The sequence below is a fragment of the Paenibacillus brevis genome (genome assembly GCF_018919145.1).
Lineage (GTDB): Bacteria > Bacillota > Bacilli > Paenibacillales > Paenibacillaceae > Fontibacillus > Fontibacillus brevis.
Genome location: NZ_JAHLQJ010000011.1, coordinates 57,858 through 76,814 on the forward strand (window position 1 = coordinate 57,858; position 18,957 = coordinate 76,814).

Here is an 18,957-nt window from a genome sequence, read left to right on the forward strand (position 1 = left end):
ACTAAGGAGACTATTTTATTTCTTAACAGTGCTTGGTAAGCTCTTGATCAACTGTTCATCCGGAGTGATGAACAAAGTACGCTGATGATCGTAAATAACAAATCCCGGCTTTGCGCCGCTTGGCTTGCGGACATAGCGGATCAGCGTGCAGTCGACAGGTACGCTGCTGGACGACTTGGCTTGGCTGAAATAAGCGGCCAGTTGGGCGGCCTCATTGAGCGTAGCGTCGCCAAAGGTCTGGCTGCGGATCAGCACATGAGAGCCCGGGATATCCTTGGTATGCAGCCAGGTATCGTTCGGACTGCCGAGCCGGTTCGTTACATACTCATTTTGCAGGTTGTTTTTGCCGACATAGATTTCAATTCCCTCAGACGAGGTGTATACATGCAGGGTAGGCTTATCCTGCTTCTTTTTCTTCTTTCCCTTCTTGCTCCGGTCCCGCAAGTATCCTTGCTGGATCAACTCCTCGCGAATCTCATCCACATCATTCATCGTCGCATAGGATAGCTGCTGCAGCAGCTCGTCCAGATATTGAATTTCCGAGCGGGTCTTGTTCATCTGCTCGCCGATCACGGCGAGGCTGTTTTTGAATTTATTGTACTTCTTGAAATAACGTTGGGCATTTTCCGATGGAGTCAGCAGCGGGTCCAGAGGAATGGTCTCCACCGCCTGGTTCTCATCATAATAGTTCACGAGCTCAACGGATGGATCGCCCTTCTGAATGCTATGCAGCGAGGATAGAAGCAGCTCGCCCCGAATCCGGTACTGCTCGGCATCCTCCGCTTCGGCCAGATCCTTTTCCAGATTGGAAATTTTCTTCACGTTTTTATTGCGTTCATTTTGCAGGAAGCGCAGCAGATCGCTGGTCTTCTGCTTAACGGTATCCCGGAGCGCTTTTTCCCCGAAATATTCCTCCATACAAGCGCTGATCGAGTCGAATTCCTTGCGGTTTTCCTGAATCAGACCAAGCCGGACAGCAGAAAATACACTTTTGCCCTTGGCATTCTCCCCGATCATTGGTGCATATTGATGCTCTCTTGCTTCTCCCGTCAATTCCGAAAAGGCGTTCCAGAGCTTATCTGCGTCCTCAGTCTGATTCGCTCCATCAGTTCCCTGCTTGTTGATGCCAAAGGCGCGCCAATAGATTTCCTCCGCGATGAGAGGACTGAATCCGCTGTAAGCAGCGACAAGCCATCCGGAATGGTCGGCATTTCCTTCTTCCGATGCATTTTTGTATGCATTAAGAAACTGTTCTTTGCTGCAATCCAGCGGATGGATCTTATCCTGCGCAGGGGGCTCTGTGTAGGTAAATCCCGGCATGACCACACGATAGCTGCTAATGGCCGGGGTGACATGATGGATACCGTCCAACTGAACCTGTGTTGCCGGGTCGAGCAAAATAATGTTGCTGTGCCGACCCATCAATTCAATGACAAGACGCTTCAGCGATACATCTCCCATCTCATCGCGTTGGCGAACTTCAATGTGAATAATCCGCTCTAATCCCGCTTGGGTTACCGACTCGATGGTGCCGCCCTCACAGTACTTCCGTAACAGCATACAGAACATCGGCGCCTCCTGCGGATTCGGAAAGCTCTCTTCGGTGAACTGGACCCGCGGATAGGTGGGATTGGCCGATAACAGCAAGCGGCGTCCGCTGCCGGCTCCCCGCAGCTGGATGACAATATCGCTCTGGGAAGGCTGATGTATTTTGTTGATGCGCCCGCCGACGATGCTTTGCAGCTCCCGGACGATAGCGCGGGTTACGATTCCGTCTAATGCCATGACATGAGTTCTCCTGTCTATCAATCTGTCTTACCCAATTATGATGCCATACTTCCTCCGGATATTCAAAAGGTACCTTCAACTTTTGACGCGGTGTCGTGCGAGAGCCAGCAATAAAAAGCTGGCTAGTGATGCTGCGTATGGGGGCAACGTGTGAAGTGTGCTTACGATCGCTGTTGCTCGCGGATTCCTTTGATTAAATAAAATCTGAAATTGTAGCAATCCACTCGCAAAGGCGAACACTCCGTTTCTTCAGCACACTTCACACGTTGCCTCTCTGACGCGCCTTCTTTTGTTTAGCTACACTCCCCTGCTTACACGCCGCTGACTGACAATCTGCCCCAAACTTAAGTGTACGGGCTGTGATATTTTTGGACTGGCTGGAATACAGTTTACCAGTAGGTGGAAAAGCCTTAGCACTGTTTACCGCAAAATACGGGAGGGGAATCGGGAGGATGGAGCAAAAAAACTGGCACCAGTGGAGTGGAGAAGAAGTGTTGGCCCAGCTCGGGGTTGAGCGTAATCTAGGTCTGACTCCGAGCGAAGCCGAGAAGCGGAGAGAGCAGTACGGCTGGAATGAACTGTCGGAGGGAGAGCGTATCTCCCCGCTTCTGTTGTTCTTGAACCAGTTCAAGGATTTTATGATGCTGGTACTGATGGGAGCCACATTGATCTCGGGTATTCTGGGTGAATATCTCGACGCCATTACGATAATAGCGATCGTTGTTTTGAACAGTGTGCTCGGGTTTGTACAAGAATTTCGTGCAGAGCGCTCCCTCCGCGCTCTGAAGCAATTGTCTGCGCCCCATGCCAATGTTCTCCGGGAGGGAGTAGTCCGGAACATTCCGGCCAAAGAGCTGGTTCCTGGCGATATTATCGCTGTAGAGAGCGGAGACCGTATTCCGGCTGATATCCGCTGGTTGTCTGCGCATAGTCTGGATGTAGAGGAGTCGGCACTTACTGGTGAGTCCCATCCGGTAGCCAAGCATGCAGGCAGATTGCTCGAGGCGGAGGTGCCGCTTGGAGACCAGAAGAACCTTGGTTTTATGGGGACGATGGTCACCCGCGGCAGTGGAAGAGGGGTTGTCATCCGCAGCGGCATGGATACCGAAATGGGTAAGATTGCTGATCTGATCCAAAGCACAGATACGCAAGAGACCCCGCTTCAACGGCGGCTTGAGCAGCTTGGCAAAATTCTGATTTATCTGGCCCTGGGGCTCACCGTGCTTGTGGTCCTTGTCGGTATTCTGCATGGACAGCCTGCCGGAGCCATGTTCTTTGCGGGCGTAAGTTTGGCGGTAGCTGCGATTCCGGAGGGCTTGCCCGCCATTGTTACGATTGCCCTGGCGCTTGGCGTACAGCGAATGATCAAGCGCAAGGCGATTGTGCGCAAGCTGCCTTCTGTAGAGACGCTGGGCTGTGCCTCTGTCATCTGCTCCGACAAGACGGGGACATTAACGCAGAATAAGATGACGGTTACTCGTTTGTGGCTGGAAGGACGTACCCTGGAAGTGACGGGGGAAGGATATGAGCCGGTCGGCCATATTTTGGAGAACGGCAAGCCGGTTGACCTCAAGAAGGATCAGAGCCTGCGCAGGCTGCTTCAGGCAAGCGCGCTTTGCTCCAATGCGGAGATCTATGAGGGAGAATCGAGCCTGCGAGGAAAAAAGAAAACGAGGGAAGAGTCGGCCGAGCTGCAATGGAAGCTGAAGGGTGATCCAACCGAAGGAGCATTAGTAGTCTTATCCGCTAAGCTGGGATTGACTTCACATGCGCTGAGCACTGTCTATAAGCGGGAGCAGGAGTTTCCGTTTGATTCCCAACGGAAGATGATGTCCGTGGTCGTGGCCCATCAAGGTGGACATATGGCGCTTGTCAAGGGGGCGCCGGATATGCTGCTCGATAAGTGCTCCTATATATTGTGGGATGGGAAGGTCGTTCCTTTTACCGGGACGCTTCGCCACCGGGTGCAATGCGAGAATGAAGAGCTTGCCCGGGGGGCGCTTCGTGTGCTTGGCCTGGCCTATCGTGATGTTAAGCCGAATGAAAATATGGAGAATCAGGATATTGTGGAATCTCATCTGGTCTTTGTAGGCCTGGCCGGTATGATCGATCCTCCGCGTAAGGAAGCTAAGGAGGCAATCTCGGTGTGCCGGCGTGCCGGGATCAAGACGATTATGATCACCGGCGATCACAAGCTGACGGCGGAGGCCATTGCAGCGGAGCTGGGGATTTTGCAGCGGGGGGGTTCCTCCTTGACCGGGCATCAATTGGCTGGGATGAGCGATGAGGAGCTGGAACGCCAAGTGGATCTGGTCTGTGTGTATTCCCGGGTGGCGCCGGAACACAAGCTTCGCATCGTCAAGGCGCTGCAGCGGAAGGGTCATGTCGTAGCCATGACAGGGGACGGGGTAAATGATGCTCCGGCCATCAAGGCAGCGGACATTGGGATTGCCATGGGAATAACCGGCACGGACGTATCGAAGGAAGCTTCCTCTCTTATCCTTAGTGATGATAATTTCACCTCGATCGTAGCAGCGATTGAAGAAGGGCGGAATATTTACGAGAATATCCGCAAGTTTATCCGTTATTTGCTGGCATCCAATGTCGGTGAAATTCTGACCATGTTCTTCGCAATGCTTGCGGGTTTGCCGCTGCCGCTTCTCCCGATCCAGATCCTCTGGGTTAACCTGGTGACGGATGGTCTGCCGGCAATGGCGCTTGGCGTCGATCAGCCGGAGAAGGACCTGATGGAGCATAAGCCGCGGGGAGCGAACGAGAATATATTTGCCAGAAGGCTCGGCTGGAAGATTCTCAGCCGGGGATTGCTGATCGGCTTATGTACACTGGCAGCATTCTGGATTACGTACAGTGTGGACCCTAGCAGTGCACAGCAGCTTGCTACCGCGCAGTCTGTGGCATTCGCAACGCTGGTCATGGCTCAGCTCATTCACGTGTTTGACTGCCGCAGTTCCAGATCCATTTTCCATCGCAACATTCTGCAGAATAAATACTTGGTGGTTGCTGTCTTATCCTCCATCCTGTTGCTGCTCGGTGTTATGTATATTGAAGCGCTTCAGCCGATCTTCAAGACGGTGCCGCTCGGAACCCGGGAATGGGCAATCACGCTGGTGGCAGCAGGCATTCCGACCTTCTTGCTCGGTGCTGGCAGTGTATGGTCCGGCCGGCGCCGCCGGAAGTATACCGGTCCAGGGCCGATGATGACCGCGAAAAGTACAAACATTCGTGCATAGAATCAATACCAATCTACCCCTGCAAATTATAGACTTACCCCATAAAGAGGAAGTTCAGAAAGTCATCTTTTGATCACGAAGTAATTCAGGAGGATCATCCGGCATCGAATCTTGCGTTCACCCTAGAAGTCTAGCCGATGCTTACGAGGTATGCTTCCTTTATAAGCATTTCGCTAATGTAGGGTCTGCCTGCATTTCGATCCTCCTTCTTCGCGTTCTCGCAACCTTTTCGGTGCTGAAAAGCGGACTTTTTGAACTCGCACTTAAAGGGGGGACATCCGATGGAATTTACGAAAATGCACGGACTTGGCAACGACTTTCTTGTATTTTATGGCTTGAATGAGCTCCCGGCCAATGTGTCAGAGTTGGCTATCCAGTGGTGCAACCGGTTCTTTGGCGTTGGAGGGGACGGCCTGGTGTTTATTTTGCCCTCCGAACGGGCTGATTTTAAGATGAGAATAATTAATTCGGACGGATCCGAGGCAGAGCAGTGCGGGAACGCCATTCGCTGCGTATCGAAATACGTTTACGATAATGGATATACCGATCAGTCACAGATTACGATAGAAACATTGGGTGCGGGCGTGCAGCGGGTTACGCTTCACGTCGTGGAGGGTAAGGTCAGTACGGTTACGGTTGACATGGGTGAGCCGATCCTGGATGGCCATGCCGTGCCGACAACCTTGTCCGGCAGACCTGTGCTGGACCAACCGATCGAAGCGGCTGGACGCGAATTCAGGTTTACTGCGGTATCTATGGGAAATCCGCACTGTGTAATTTATGTGGATGATGCTCCGGGCTTTGAGCTGCTTGAATGGGGGCCACGCCTGGAGAATCATCCTTATTTCCCGCGTAAAGTCAATGTGGAATTTGCTAGTGTAACTGCACGCGACCGGGTAGAAATGCGGGTATGGGAACGCGGGGCAGGACCGACTCTAGCTTGCGGCACGGGTGCATGCGCCACACTTGTATCCTCGGTGCTGAACGGGCACACGGATCGTGCCGCCTGGATCGGACTTAAGGGCGGAGACCTGTATATTGAATGGAATGAACAGGATAATCATGTTTATATGACCGGGCCGGCAGAGGTTGTGTTCCAGGGACGCATCGGTTAAGTAAGCAGACAAAAAGGTTTGCCTGAAGGCGGCAATGTATATTAGTTGAACATAAGAAACTGCGTAGAAATGGCATAAGTGTGAAGTGTTTTGAAGTAAAAGCTTTCTGAAAGAAAGCTACTTCGGGAGCATACGCTTGTTAGCGCTCGCCTTTGTGAGCGGATTTCCTCATTAAAAGATGGCTAGTTCAGTCAGAGAAATCCGGGAACAACAGCGACCGTAAGAACACTTCACACGTTGCCTCCGCGTACAATCATGGGTTCAACTCATATAACATCTATGTTCAGGCAACCTTTTTTTTGTGCCGATAATTCTTATCATTCAGGTAGTTTTATGTTACATTAGAATGAAATTATCGACGGAGGTACTGCTATGAGACCGGACTTGCGCACAGCATGGGAGACAGGCGTGGTAATAGGTGATGGTGCAATGGGCACCTATTTATATAAATTCGGATTTCCCGTCGGGATATCCTTCGAGGAGCTTAATCTCCTGCAGCCTGAGGTGATCGGCAGTGTTCACCGCGAATATATTGCGGCTGGGGCAGGGCTTATCGAGACGAACAGCTTCTCTGCCAATTACTACAAGCTGTCCAAGCTCGGCCTGGAGTCCCAGGTGGAAGAGATTAACCGTGCGGCGGTTCGCATTGCGCGTGAAGCGGCGGGGGAGCAGGTATACGTGGCCGGAGCTGTCGGTTCGATCTTGGGCGGAAAGCGGTTGAATGTGACCGATGAGGAACTGGCAAGGTATTATGAGCAGCAGATGTCGGCTCTACTCACCGAGGGAACGGATGCTTTGCTGCTGGAGACCTTCTATGAGCTGGAGGAAATGCGGCTTGCTCTGCGGCTTGCCCGCAAGCTTACGGAGCGTCCTGTCATTTGCCAGTTTGGTGTAGATCAGCTTGGACGCACATTGGACGGATATACCATTGAGGAAGCGTTCCATATTCTGAATCAAGAGGGCGCGGATGTACTGGGATTCAATTGCCATTCCGGGCCTAACGGCATTATGTCGGTTATGTCACGGCTGGACGGCCCGCTGACGATCCCGCTCTCGGTGTTTCCGAATGCGGGTTTGGCTGACTATGTCGATGGAGAGTATATATATGGGGCATCTCCCGATTATTTCGGGGATTGCGCAGTTTCCTTTGCGGACTTGGGCGCCAGACTGATTGGCGGATGCTGCGGTACAACGCCGGAGCACATCGCGGCAACGGCTCGATCCCTGCGGGGCTATCAGGCAACGCCGCTGACAGAGGGTAAGCCTCTTCCAAAGGTGAAGGAGCGCCTGGAAATAAGAGAACGCGCGGTTTCCAGCCGTGTTCAAAGCGCAAATGCTGCCCCTGCATGCGGCTGCGGCGAAGAGCATGTGGAACGCGGCATTATCGAGCTGGTCCGCGAGCGGCATACCGTGATTGTAGAGCTGGACCCGCCTCGGGACCTGGACATCAGCAAGTTCATGGAGGGAGCAGCCGCCCTTAAAGAAGCGGGGGTAGACGCACTTACCTTGGCGGATAATTCACTTGCGGTAACCCGGATGAGCAATATGGCGCTTGGACATTTGATCAAAACCCAGATCGGACTGCGGCCGTTGATTCATATTGCCTGCCGCGACCGGAACCTGATCGGCACGCAATCCCATATGATGGGCTTCGACGCACTCGGCATCGACCATGTCCTGGCCGTTACGGGAGATCCGGCAAGATTCGGCGATTTGCCTGGCGCAAGCTCGGTTTACGATATTACCTCCTTTGAGATTATACGTATGATCAAGCAATTAAATGAAGGGATTGCCTTCTCCGGCAAGCCGCTGAAGCAGAAGGCCCGCTTCGTGGTCGGCGCGGCGTTCAATCCGAATGTGAAGCATCTTCATAAGGCCGTCGAGCGGCTGGAGAAGAAGATTGCCTCCGGTGCGGATTATATTATGACCCAGCCGGTCTATGACCGCGAATTGATCGTTCGGATCAAGGAGGCGACGGCTCATCTGGATATCCCGATCTTTATCGGTATTATGCCGCTCGCCAGTGGCAAGAATGCCGAGTATTTACACAATGAAGTGCCAGGCATTCAATTGTCCGAGGAAGTGCTGGACCGGATGAGCGGGCTTCAAGGCGAAGAAGGCCGGGGGATGGGAGTGGAGATTGCCAAGGAGCTGCTAGATACGGCCATGGACCATTTTAATGGTATCTATCTGATGACGCCGTTCATGTTCTATGAGATGAATGTAGCATTAACGAAATATGTGCACGAGCGCTCGAAAGAGACGCCTTCCCACTTGTCTCGTCTGTAATTATCAATTACAATAGGGTAACGGATGTGATGCCTATGTCGCACAGTATGACAGGATACGGCAATTCCGCCAGACGCTGCGGGGGGTATCTGATTCAGATCGAAGCCAAATCCGTGAACCACCGCTATTGCGAAGTGGTAGTGCGCATGCCCAGAGAATGGACATGCTACGAGGATGGTCTGAAACGCCTGGTGCAGCGTTATATTAAGCGAGGGCGGATAGATGTATATATTAACAAGGAGCAGGAGCAAGCCGGCACCCTGCCCTTTGTTCTGAATACCGGACTGGTAGAGTCGTACTTGCGGGCTGCTGAGGAGCTTCGGGAACGGTATGGTCTGGAGGGATCTCTAAGCGCGGGCGAGTTGTTGTCTTTGCCGGACATGTTGATCGCTCCGGACTGGTCAAGCCAGGAGGCAAGGAACGAAGAGCCTTGGGAGGCGACGCTTCTGGATGGCCTGGAAGAGGCCATGATCAATCTGGTTACGATGCGCAAGCAGGAAGGGGAACACCTGCGGAAGGATTTGGAGGAACGGTTTAACCGTCTGGAGGAATTGCAGGCGGAGTTGACGGTTCTGGCTCCGGAGGTTGTCTTGGAATATCGCGCCAAGCTTCGCGGACGGTTGAACGAGCTGTTGGATGGCGCGGTGGATGAGCATCGCTTCGCCATGGAGGTCGCAGTCTTTGCGGACCGGTCCAACATTGATGAGGAACTGATCCGGCTCGCCAGCCATTTTTCCCAGTGCCGTGAATTATTGGGCTCCACAGAGCCTATCGGAAGAAAGCTGGATTTCTTGATTCAGGAAATGAACCGGGAGACGAATACGATTGGATCGAAAGCCAACCATCTGGCTCTGGTCAACCGTGTCGTAGAAATGAAAGCGGAACTGGAGAAAATCCGCGAGCAAGCGGCAAATCTCGAATAACGTTACATTGGACACAGTAGAGTCAATAAAATAGGGGGAACACCTTCATATGGCGATTAAACTTATTAACATTGGCTTTGGAAATATCGTTTCCGCCAATCGGATCATTTCGATTGTGAGCCCGGAGTCTGCACCGATCAAGCGAATCATCCAGGAGGCGAGAGATCGCCACATGCTGATTGATGCTACATACGGACGCCGTACCCGTGCAGTAATTATTACGGATAGCGACCATGTCATCTTGTCGGCCGTGCAGCCGGAGACGGTTGCTCACCGCCTGTCAGCCAAAGATGATGACAACGACGAATAAAATGGAGAGAAATATGGGTAAAGGATTACTTATCGTACTATCAGGTCCTTCGGGAGTCGGAAAAGGAACGGTCTGCAACGAGCTTCGCAGACGTCTGCCCGATCTTGTCTACTCCGTTTCGGCCACTACGCGGAATCCCCGCCTTGGTGAAGAAAATGGAGTCAACTATTTTTTTAAGAGCCGGGAGCAATTTGAAGAGATGATCGCCAACGATCAGCTTCTGGAATATGCCGAATATGTCGGCAACTATTACGGAACCCCCCGCGATTTCGTGGAAGCAACGCTCCAGAGCGGCAAGGATATTATTCTGGAGATTGAGGTTCAGGGGGCGCTGAAGGTTAAGAGTAAATTTCCGGAGGGTATCTTTGTATTCCTGCTGCCGCCGTCGCTCGATGAGTTGAAGGGCCGGATTGTAGGACGGGGAACGGAGAATCAGGCGACGATTGATCACCGGATGTCCGTTGCTGCTGATGAGATTGGACTGATGGAAAATTACGATTATGCAGTCGTTAACGACGAGATCGATCATGCTTGTCATAGAATCCAGTCGATTATCGTAGCCGAACACTGCAAAATCAGGCCTAAGTGCGAAGAGGTTGCTGCCCGGTAATTATAGAGTCTAAAAGAAGAGGTGCTAAGTTCATGCTGTATCCATCGATTGATAAGATGCTGGAGAAGGTTGGAAGTAAATATTCGCTGGTGGTGGCTGCTTCCCGTAGAGCCAGACAACTGCGCGAAGGCGAGAAGACCGAGCTGCAAACGCCTAAGTCCCACAAACAGGTCGGCGTTGCGCTTGAAGAAATCTATGGTGATCTCGTGGTGCTGAAGCAAGGCTCCCAGGTTGAGCCTGACGAAAATAAATAATTACAATTCGGACCTCGTGGTCGCAAGATATCTTCAACAACCTCTCTATGACAGCCGCGAGGTTGTTATTTTTTTCTGTAGCGAGTATTCAGGCTTGTTCTGATAGAAAGCGGGGGATTCATGTTGCTTAACGGGAAGAAAATTGTGCTGGGCGTAACGGGCGGTATCGCCGCCTTCAAAGCGGCTGCGTTATGCAGCAAGCTGGTTCAACAGGGAGCGGAGGTACGGGTCATCATGACCGAATCGGCTACCAAATTGATCACCGAGCTGACGATGCAGGCACTGTCCAAAAACCCGGTATATACCGATACCTTTGATGAGAAGCATCCGGCCGAGATATCTCATATCCAGTTGGCCGACTGGGCCGACTTGGTGTTAATTGCTCCTGCAACGGCGAATATTATCGGCAAAATGGCCGCGGGGATCGCAGATGACATGTTGTCGACGACGCTCCTTGCTACGCAGGCGCCGATTATGGTTGCTCCGGCCATGAATGTCCATATGTATTCTCATCCGGCGGTGCAGCGGAATATGAATGAACTGGCTTCCCGGGGTGTTTTGTTCGTGGAGCCAGGTGAAGGGCTGCTTGCATGCGGCTATGTCGGAAAAGGAAGGCTGGAGGAGCCGGAACAAATCGTGCGCGTGATACAGGATTTCTTTGACCGCCACAGTGCTCAGGCACAAGCTCCTTTGTGCGGACGCAAGGTAGTGATTACTGCCGGAGGTACGCTGGAGCGGATTGATCCGGTACGTTATATTTCCAATGATTCTACCGGGAAAATGGGCTTTGCCCTCGCAAAAGCCGCTCAGCAATTGGGAGCAGAGGTAGTGCTGATCGCAGCCAATACGGTCTTGCCTTCCCCGGCCGGGATCCAGATGATCCGGCTGGAATCGGCACAGGAAATGTACGAGGCGGTTCAGGCGCACTGGAGCGATACCAGCATTCTGATTATGGCTGCAGCCGTGGCGGATTATCGGCCGAAGACGGCCGCTGATCGGAAGATTAAGAAATCCGGGGATACGCTGACATTGGAGCTGGTTAAGAATATCGACATTCTGGAGACGATGGGGCAACAGAAATCGTCCCAGTTTATGATCGGCTTTGCGGCTGAGACGAACGATCTGGAGCAGTATGCGATGGATAAGTTGAAGCGCAAAAATTGCGATCTTCTTATCGCCAACGATGTAACCCGTGAGGGTGCCGGCTTCGGCACAGACACGAATATCGTGCATATTTATGACCAGAGCGGGCTTGTTGAGGCAATGCCGATGATGTCCAAGGATCAGCTTGGATTGTACATTCTTGAGCTGGCCGCCAAGCGCCTGGAGGAGTATAAGCCATGATCTATACCGTGGCTAAAGTAATTGTTGACGTGCCGAGCCGGGAGACCGATCGGCCTTTTGATTATTTGATTCCGGAAAGCATGAGCCACTGGATCGAGGTAGGAAGCAGAGTTGGCGTTCCATTTGGGCGGAGGACGGTGCAAGGGTTTGTCGTCTCCCTTCACACGGAATCGGAAATGGATCTGAAGCGGATGAAAGCGATTCAGGAACTGCTGGATCTGACGCCTCCTCTGCCGCAGGATCTGGTGGAGCTTGCCCACTGGATGAGCGGAAAATATGCGTGCAGCAAGATCGCGGTGCTTCAAGCGATGATCCCTACAGCATTAAAGGGCCGGGCAGAACGAATGGTATCGGTAGCAGAATCCGTTGCTTCCGAAGCGGAGACTGTTGTTGAAGCGGAGTCCGGCGGAAACGCCAGACAGGCGCTGCTATCTCTGTTAAGCGGCGAAGAGCGGGAGATCATGGATTACATTGCTGCGGCAGGACAGACAACGCTGGAGCACCTTAGCAAACGCTATCCTGAGCGGGCTGCCGAGATCAAAGGCTTGATCGGACGCGGTCTGCTTACCGAAAGCCAGATGATTAAAGACAAGGTCCGGAAGAAGACCGTGAAGACCGTAACAGCAGCTGTGACCAGGGACGCGGCAACTGCTGCCTTGGCTTCCTTTAGCGCACAGGCCCGCAGGCAAAAGGAAGTGCTGCAGTTCCTGGTGGAAGCAGGGGTTACCTTATCCTTGCAGGAGGTCCTGGCCGAGCTGCGCGTTACCGCGGGAACTGTAAACAAGCTTGCTGAGAAAGGCTATGTCGTTATTGAGGAGAGGGAGGTATTCCGCGACCCTTATGCAGGCCGTAGATTCAAGGGGACGGAAGCGCTGGAACGAACGCCCGAGCAAGAACAGGTGTACCATAAGGTGAGCGGGGCGCTGGATGCCAGGGAGCATGGTGTATTCCTGTTGCACGGGGTAACCGGAAGCGGCAAGACCGAGGTGTACCTGCAGACGATTGAACGATGTATTGCTCAAGATAGGCAAGCCATCGTGCTTGTTCCGGAAATATCGCTCACACCGCAAATGGTAGAGCGCTTTAAGGGACGCTTTGGCGGCAAGGTGGCTGTAATGCACAGCCGCTTGTCCACAGGTGAACGCTATGACGAATGGCGCAAAATCAGGGAAGGGAGAGTACAGGTTGCGATCGGAGCACGGTCCGCGATCTTTGCTCCTTTTTCCGAGCTCGGATTGATTGTCATTGATGAGGAGCATGAGACCTCCTATAAACAGGAGGAGACGCCGAAGTATCACGCCCGTGATGTGGCGGTTCGCCGTGCCAGACAGCATGGAGCAGTCGTTATTCTTGGCTCCGCAACGCCGTCGCTTGAGAGCTATTATGCGGCGCGTTCGCAATCCGACGATCAGTTCGCCCCATTGCTGCTAGAGATGAAGCAGCGGCCATCCGGAAGCAGATTGCCGGAGGTTCGGGTTGTCGATATGCGTGAGGAATTGAAGGATGGCAATCGCTCCATGTTCAGCCGGGCACTGCATGCAGGGATTGCTTCCAGGCTTGAACGGGGCGAGCAGACCGTACTGTTTCTGAACCGGAGAGGGCATTCTACCTTTGTGATGTGCCGTACCTGCGGCTATGTCGCCGGGTGTCCGGAATGCGATATTTCGCTGACCTATCATCAGAAGTCGAACAATTTACGTTGTCATTATTGCGGTTACGCGGCACCTGCACCAGCTGTATGTCCGGAGTGCGGAAGCGAGCATATCCGGTATTTCGGAACGGGAACCCAACGGGTAGAGGCGGAGCTAGCCAAGCTCTTCCCCGGGATACGGGTGATCCGAATGGATGTGGATACGACAACCGAGAAGGGCTCGCATGAACGTCTGCTTCAGACGTTTCGCGAGAAAAAGGGAGATGTGCTGCTCGGCACGCAAATGGTTGCAAAAGGGCTTGATTTTCCCGATGTGACTCTCGTAGGTGTAATCGCAGCGGATACGGCCCTTAATTTTCCCGATTTCCGCTCGGCGGAAAAGACTTTCCAGCTGCTGACCCAAGTAGCCGGCCGTGCCGGCCGCCACCAGCTTCCAGGCGAAGTATTCATCCAGACCTATATGCCGGAGCATTATTCGATTGTCCATGCAAGCGGGCATGATTATGCTTCTTATGTGCGCGAGGAGCTGAAGCACCGCAGAACTCTGCATTATCCGCCGTACAGCCGGCTTATACTGGTGACGATGTCTCATGAGAAGCTGCCGCTGCTGCTGCGAATGGCGGAGAATTTCGCCGGGGATTTGCGTTTGAAGGCGCAGAGGCTCGGCTGGTTCGGCAGCCTGGACCGTCTCTCTGCGGAGGCGCTGGATATTCTGGGCCCGGTTGCTTCACCGATTCCGCGCATCAAGAACCGCTACCGTTTCCAGTGCATGGTGAAATACCGCGGTGACCTGGATGCAGTCGCACTGGTGAAGGAGATGGCTGAGACGATGCTGGGCCAGCTGAAGGATGCTTCACTGCAAATCAGTATCGATGTAGATCCGCAAATGCTGATGTAATCATAAATATATATAACATGAGCGATTTATATAAGTTGAACTAATTAAAACGTATTAGGGCATAAGTGTGAAGTGTACTGAAAGAAGCAGAGCGTTCGCCTTTGTGAGTGGAATTCTACCCTGAAATGGTTTGATTCATTCAAGAAATCCGCGAACAACAGCGATCGTAAGTACACTTCACACGTTGCCCCAGCACGTATAACCATTATTCAACTTATAACTTATCGAGAAAGATGGTGACCTTAATGGCAGTCAGAAAAATAGTGCTGGAGCCGAATGAAGTGCTGCACCAGGTGGCGGAAAAGGTAGACCGGATTACACCGAGAGTGAAGAAGCTGCTTACCGATATGGCAGATACCATGTATGAGGCGGAAGGAGTGGGGCTGGCCGCTCCGCAAATCGGCGTATTGAAACGGATGATTGTGGTTGATGTGGGAGATGATCACGGCCTGATCGAATTGATTAATCCGGAAGTAGTCTCTGCAGAGGGCGAACAATTCGGACCGGAGGGCTGTCTCAGTATCCCGGGTTTTCGCGGCGATGTCCGTCGTGCACAGACGGTAACCGTCAAGGGCCTGGACCGCAATGGCAAAAGAGTGACCTATACGGGTACGGATCTGCTTGCCAGAGCATTTTTACACGAGATTGACCATTTGAACGGGGTATTATATACATCGCTGGCTGAACGTGTCTATGAAATTACGGATCAGGAAGACGAGAATGAAGAGGAGGCGGAAGCGTGAGCCAAACATCTTCTTCGATAAATGTTTTATTTATGGGAACTCCTGCCTTCGCAGTGCCATCCCTGGAGGCGCTCATCTCCGCCGGTTACAACATCGTTGGAGTAGTCACCCAGCCTGACCGTCCGCAAGGGCGGAAGAAGGTCCTCACACCGACTCCGGTCAAGGAAGCGGCTCTACGCCATGGTCTTCCGGTATTGCAGCCGCAGCGGCTCCGCGCTCCTGAGACCGTAGCGGAGGTGGCTGCTCTGGCGCCCGATTTGATCGTGACGGCCGCTTATGGTCAAATTTTGCCCAAGTCGGTGCTGGATCTGCCGCGATTCGGCTGTCTGAACGTACACGGCTCGCTGCTGCCGAAATATCGCGGAGGCGCGCCGATTCAGCGTGCCATTATCAACGGAGAGAAGGAGACCGGAATCACGCTGATGTATATGGCAGAGGGCTTGGATACGGGCGATATGATTGCCAGAGCCGTTGTCCCGATCGAAGACGAGGATACCTCGGGCACGCTGTTTGAGAAGCTGAGCGAAGCCGGGGCCAAGCTGCTGATGGAGCAGTTGCCATTTATTTTGGCAGGAACGTCGGACCGTATTCCGCAAAATGACGAGGAATCCACCTATGCGTCCAACTTGACGCGCGAGGATGAGCGAATTGACTGGTCAGCCGGTTCGCGCGCCATTTACGATCGCGTACGGGGGCTGGTTCCCTTTGCCGGTGGATTTACGACCTGGAACGGCGAGGTGTTCAAGATCTGGGCGGTTGCCAAGCCTGATGCAGAACGCAGGAACGCGGAAGGGGCGGCTGCCGTTAATGGCGGCGGGCAAGCCCCGGGCACCGTGCTAAGCCTCTCAGCGCAAGGAATTGAAGTGAAAACCGGGGACGGCTCGGTATGGCTGACACGGGTTCAGCCTGCCGGCAAGAAGGCGATGGAAGCGGAAGAGTTCATCCGCGGCGGCATTATGAAGCCAGGGACGGTACTATCATGAGCAGCGGCGGGCGCAGTCCGGCCAAATCCACGTCCCGAAGTGTAGCGCTGCAAGTGCTGACCGCCGTGGAACAGGAGAGCGCGTACAGCAACTTGCTGCTCAATGGGGCGCTGCAGAAATCCGGTCTTTCCGGGCCCGATGCGGGGCTGGCTACCGAACTGGTATATGGAACGATCCAGCGGCTTAACACGATTGATTTCTTGCTGGAGCCGTTTGTGACCAAGGGGATGGGGAAGTTGGCCCCATGGGTCCGCAATTTGCTGCGGATGAGCTTCTATCAGCTTTATTATCTTGATCGGATTCCCCCGCACGCCGTAGTCAATGAGGCGGTGAATCTGGCGAAGAAGCGAGGCCATCAAGGTATCTCGGGAATGGTTAACGGGGTGCTCCGCAATGTACTCCGTCGTAAGGAGGAGTTGAAGCTGCCGGAGGGGCTTAGCCCTGTTCAGCGCATCGCCCTGGAGCATTCTCACCCGGAATGGCTGGTAGCACGCTTACTGGAGCAGTATGGCGAACAAACGGCGGAGTCGATTTGCCGTGCCAATAACGAGCCGCCTTCGATCAGTATTCGCGTGAACCGGGCCAAGACAAGCCGGGAAGACATGCTGAAATTGCTAAAGGAACAAGGGTTGTCGGCCGCTCCATCCAAGCTTTCCCGAGACGGAATCGTAGTGGAGGGCGGGGGCAACATGGCCCTTACTCCCTGGTATCGGGAGGGGTTGATTTCTGTGCAGGATGAGAGCTCGATGCTGGTAGCGGAAGCGCTAGATCCGGAACCAGGCATGTCCGTGCTGGATTGCTGCGCAGCTCCTGGAGGGAAAACCTGTCATATCGCGGAAATGATGCAGGGCAGCGGCCTGGTGCTGGCTAACGACATTCATCCGCATAAGGCAAAGTTAGTCGAGGATCAAGCGAATCGTCTGGGTCTGACCAATATCGATATTTCAACCGGAGACGCTTCGAAGCTGGGCGAGCGCTTGGAGCGGAATTCCTTTGACCGCATCTTATTGGATGCCCCTTGCTCCGGGCTGGGTGTGATTCGCCGCAAGCCGGACTTGAAATGGGCCAAGACGGCTGGCGATATTGCGGAAATTGCCGGCATTCAACGTACGTTGCTCGATACGGCCGGAGCTTTGCTTAAGCCGGGTGGCCTGCTGGTCTACAGCACCTGTACGATTGAGCCTCGTGAAAATGTGGAGATGGTAAGCAGCTTTTTGAGCCGCCATCCAGAGTTCGAGTTGGCTGAAGACAAGCCGTCAGCCTGGGAGACTGAGCCGCTGGCTGAGGCATCGGCGCGTGGGAGCCTTGGCTTGCAAATACTGCCTCAGGATGCCCATTCCGACGGTTTCTATATCGCACGGTTACGCAAGAAGTATGAGCAAGCGTGATGGTAACAGTGCAGCGAAATAAGCTGCCACAATTCTAAAGCAAGGAAAACAGGGCCAGGTCTCTGCCGTTTTCGGGGGGCCTGGCTTTTTCTTGTGCGGCCGGTATTCGATGAAAATAGTGAGGCTGCGCTACCCTGAATTTCCCGTCACTAACTTGCATTGCAAAGTAGTGTATGATACACTTCACTTATCGTCTAACTTGTAATGCAATATAGTGTGTTTTTGCGCCAAGGTATCTTGCATTGCAATATAGAGAAGGGGGAATCGGAAGTTGGATAGTCAGAGCCAGATGCTGAAAGGGCTGCTTGAGGGCTGCATGCTTGCGATTATTTCAGAAAAGGAAGTATACGGGTATGAATTAAGTGAGAAGCTGCATGAAGCAGGCTTGACCATGGTCAAGGAAGGCAGTATTTATCCGTTGCTGCTGCGTATGCAGAAAAATGGGCTGATCGAGGGAACCATGAAGCCTTCGGCAAGTGGACCAGACCGCAAGTACTATCATCTTACTAAGCAAGGAGAACAGGCCTTGCAACTGTTTGACGACAGCTGGGCCCAGTTGTCCCAGGCCATCACTTATTTAAGGAGGAGACGCGATGAACACAACTGAAATGATTAAACGCAACAATGAACGACGTGAACTTCTGAATAAAGAAAACCTGAAGGTGTATGAAGACGCCATGATATACATTCGATTAAATGCCCGCTCTGAGTATGCAACGGAAAGCCTCTTGCTGGAGCTACTGGAGCATCTGATCGAAGCTCAGCAGCACGGAAAATCAGCACAGGATGTTTTCGGCGACGATCTGCATGGCTATTGCGATGCCTTAATTGCCGATATTCCCCGGCAAAGCAAGCAGTCCTGGCTACTGGATATATTGAGATACACAACCCTTTTGTTATCAACCCTTTTTGCGGTCTATACCGTTGTTCAACTGCTCTCTTATTTCATCCCTTCTCTCAAAACGGAAAGCATTAGCTTGTTGCCCTTTGTGGTCATTATTGGCCTATCAGGGATTACCATTCTTGTTGTTCTATACGCCCTTAAAGCCTCCATATTTGGCACCAAAACCTGGTTTATTCTTGGCATAGGGGTCTATCTCATAGCAATTGGCGGGTATGTCTATTCAACCATTTTGTTTAAGGGCATCTGGGCTGTTCCAATTAATTTCTGGTCCTGTCTTGCCGTAACGATTGTTATGGTCCTTCTGCACCAGTGGTTCAAGAGCCTCTCCAAAAAAGCCGATTTGAAGCTCTCCCGTAATTGACATCTGTTGATTGTGGATAGGGATAATATAATTATGCTGCTTTGTAAAATAGGGCGAGCCAGAAAGTCGGTTCTTACAGACTTCTAGCTCGCTCTATTTTCATTAGTGCCCACCCGGCATATCCAGCCTTCTACTCCATGACAAT

At 52.8% G+C, this 18,957-nt stretch carries 15 protein-coding genes; 14 read left to right on the forward strand and 1 reads right to left on the reverse strand.

Going from position 1 to position 18,957, the window contains the following annotated elements; translation table 11 throughout:
• Window positions 1-15 precede the first annotated feature (15 nt).
• A complete protein-coding gene (locus tag KQJ23_RS13700; RefSeq protein WP_216479446.1) occupies window positions 16-1,785 on the reverse strand; it encodes an Rqc2 family fibronectin-binding protein in 1,770 nt (589 codons plus the stop codon).
• Window positions 1,786-2,240: 455 nt separating this feature from the next.
• On the opposite strand from KQJ23_RS13700, the gene KQJ23_RS13705 reads away from it, so the two are divergent.
• The 14 genes from KQJ23_RS13705 (at window position 2,241) to KQJ23_RS13770 (ending at window position 18,812) form a co-directional block, all read left to right on the forward strand.
• A complete protein-coding gene (locus tag KQJ23_RS13705; RefSeq protein WP_216479447.1) occupies window positions 2,241-5,039 on the forward strand; it encodes a calcium-translocating P-type ATPase, SERCA-type in 2,799 nt (932 codons plus the stop codon).
• Between the two features lie 281 nt (window positions 5,040-5,320).
• Window positions 5,321-6,154 (forward strand): diaminopimelate epimerase, encoded by an 834-nt coding sequence (dapF, locus tag KQJ23_RS13710; protein ID WP_216479448.1) that lies wholly within the window; start codon window positions 5,321-5,323, stop codon window positions 6,152-6,154.
• Window positions 6,155-6,526: 372 nt separating this feature from the next.
• Window positions 6,527-8,443, forward strand: coding sequence for a bifunctional homocysteine S-methyltransferase/methylenetetrahydrofolate reductase (locus KQJ23_RS13715; RefSeq protein WP_216479449.1), 1,917 nt, complete (start codon window positions 6,527-6,529; stop codon window positions 8,441-8,443).
• A 35-nt stretch (window positions 8,444-8,478) separates the two neighbouring features.
• Window positions 8,479-9,366 (forward strand): YicC/YloC family endoribonuclease, encoded by an 888-nt coding sequence (locus tag KQJ23_RS13720; RefSeq protein ID WP_216479450.1) that lies wholly within the window; start codon window positions 8,479-8,481, stop codon window positions 9,364-9,366.
• 49 nt (window positions 9,367-9,415) lie between these two features.
• Window positions 9,416-9,676 carry an extracellular matrix/biofilm regulator RemA gene (gene remA / locus KQJ23_RS13725; protein WP_044479181.1) on the forward strand — a complete coding sequence of 87 codons (261 nt, stop codon included), beginning with the start codon at window positions 9,416-9,418 and terminating at the stop codon, window positions 9,674-9,676.
• Between the two features lie 13 nt (window positions 9,677-9,689).
• Window positions 9,690-10,286, forward strand: coding sequence for a guanylate kinase (gene gmk / locus KQJ23_RS13730; protein ID WP_216479536.1), 597 nt, complete (start codon window positions 9,690-9,692; stop codon window positions 10,284-10,286).
• Window positions 10,287-10,318: 32 nt separating this feature from the next.
• Entirely contained in the window at window positions 10,319-10,540 is a 222-nt protein-coding gene (gene rpoZ, locus KQJ23_RS13735) for a DNA-directed RNA polymerase subunit omega (protein WP_044479179.1), read from the forward strand.
• A gap of 123 nt (window positions 10,541-10,663) precedes the next feature.
• The gene (gene coaBC, locus KQJ23_RS13740; protein ID WP_216479537.1) at window positions 10,664-11,884 is read left to right on the forward strand and encodes a bifunctional phosphopantothenoylcysteine decarboxylase/phosphopantothenate--cysteine ligase CoaBC; all 1,221 of its coding nucleotides are present in this window, start codon (window positions 10,664-10,666) and stop codon (window positions 11,882-11,884) included.
• On the forward strand, window positions 11,881-14,433 hold the full coding sequence (gene priA, locus KQJ23_RS13745; protein WP_216479451.1) for a primosomal protein N': 2,553 nt from the start codon (window positions 11,881-11,883) through the stop codon (window positions 14,431-14,433). The genes coaBC and priA overlap by 4 nt, the downstream gene beginning before the upstream one ends.
• Before the next feature lie 245 nt (window positions 14,434-14,678).
• A complete protein-coding gene (gene def / locus KQJ23_RS13750) occupies window positions 14,679-15,176 on the forward strand; it encodes a peptide deformylase (protein WP_216479452.1) in 498 nt (165 codons plus the stop codon).
• 32 nt (window positions 15,177-15,208) lie between these two features.
• Window positions 15,209-16,159, forward strand: a complete 951-nt coding sequence (gene fmt, locus KQJ23_RS13755; RefSeq protein WP_216479538.1) for a methionyl-tRNA formyltransferase — start codon at window positions 15,209-15,211, stop codon at window positions 16,157-16,159.
• The gene (gene rsmB, locus KQJ23_RS13760) at window positions 16,156-17,547 is read left to right on the forward strand and encodes a 16S rRNA (cytosine(967)-C(5))-methyltransferase RsmB (RefSeq protein ID WP_216479539.1); all 1,392 of its coding nucleotides are present in this window, start codon (window positions 16,156-16,158) and stop codon (window positions 17,545-17,547) included. The genes fmt and rsmB overlap by 4 nt, the downstream gene beginning before the upstream one ends.
• A 289-nt stretch (window positions 17,548-17,836) precedes the next feature.
• Window positions 17,837-18,154 carry a PadR family transcriptional regulator gene (locus KQJ23_RS13765; RefSeq protein ID WP_216479540.1) on the forward strand — a complete coding sequence of 106 codons (318 nt, stop codon included), beginning with the start codon at window positions 17,837-17,839 and terminating at the stop codon, window positions 18,152-18,154.
• A complete protein-coding gene (locus KQJ23_RS13770; protein WP_216479453.1) occupies window positions 18,141-18,812 on the forward strand; it encodes a DUF1129 domain-containing protein in 672 nt (223 codons plus the stop codon). Before KQJ23_RS13765 ends, KQJ23_RS13770 begins: the two co-directional genes overlap by 14 nt.
• Window positions 18,813-18,957 lie beyond the last annotated feature (145 nt).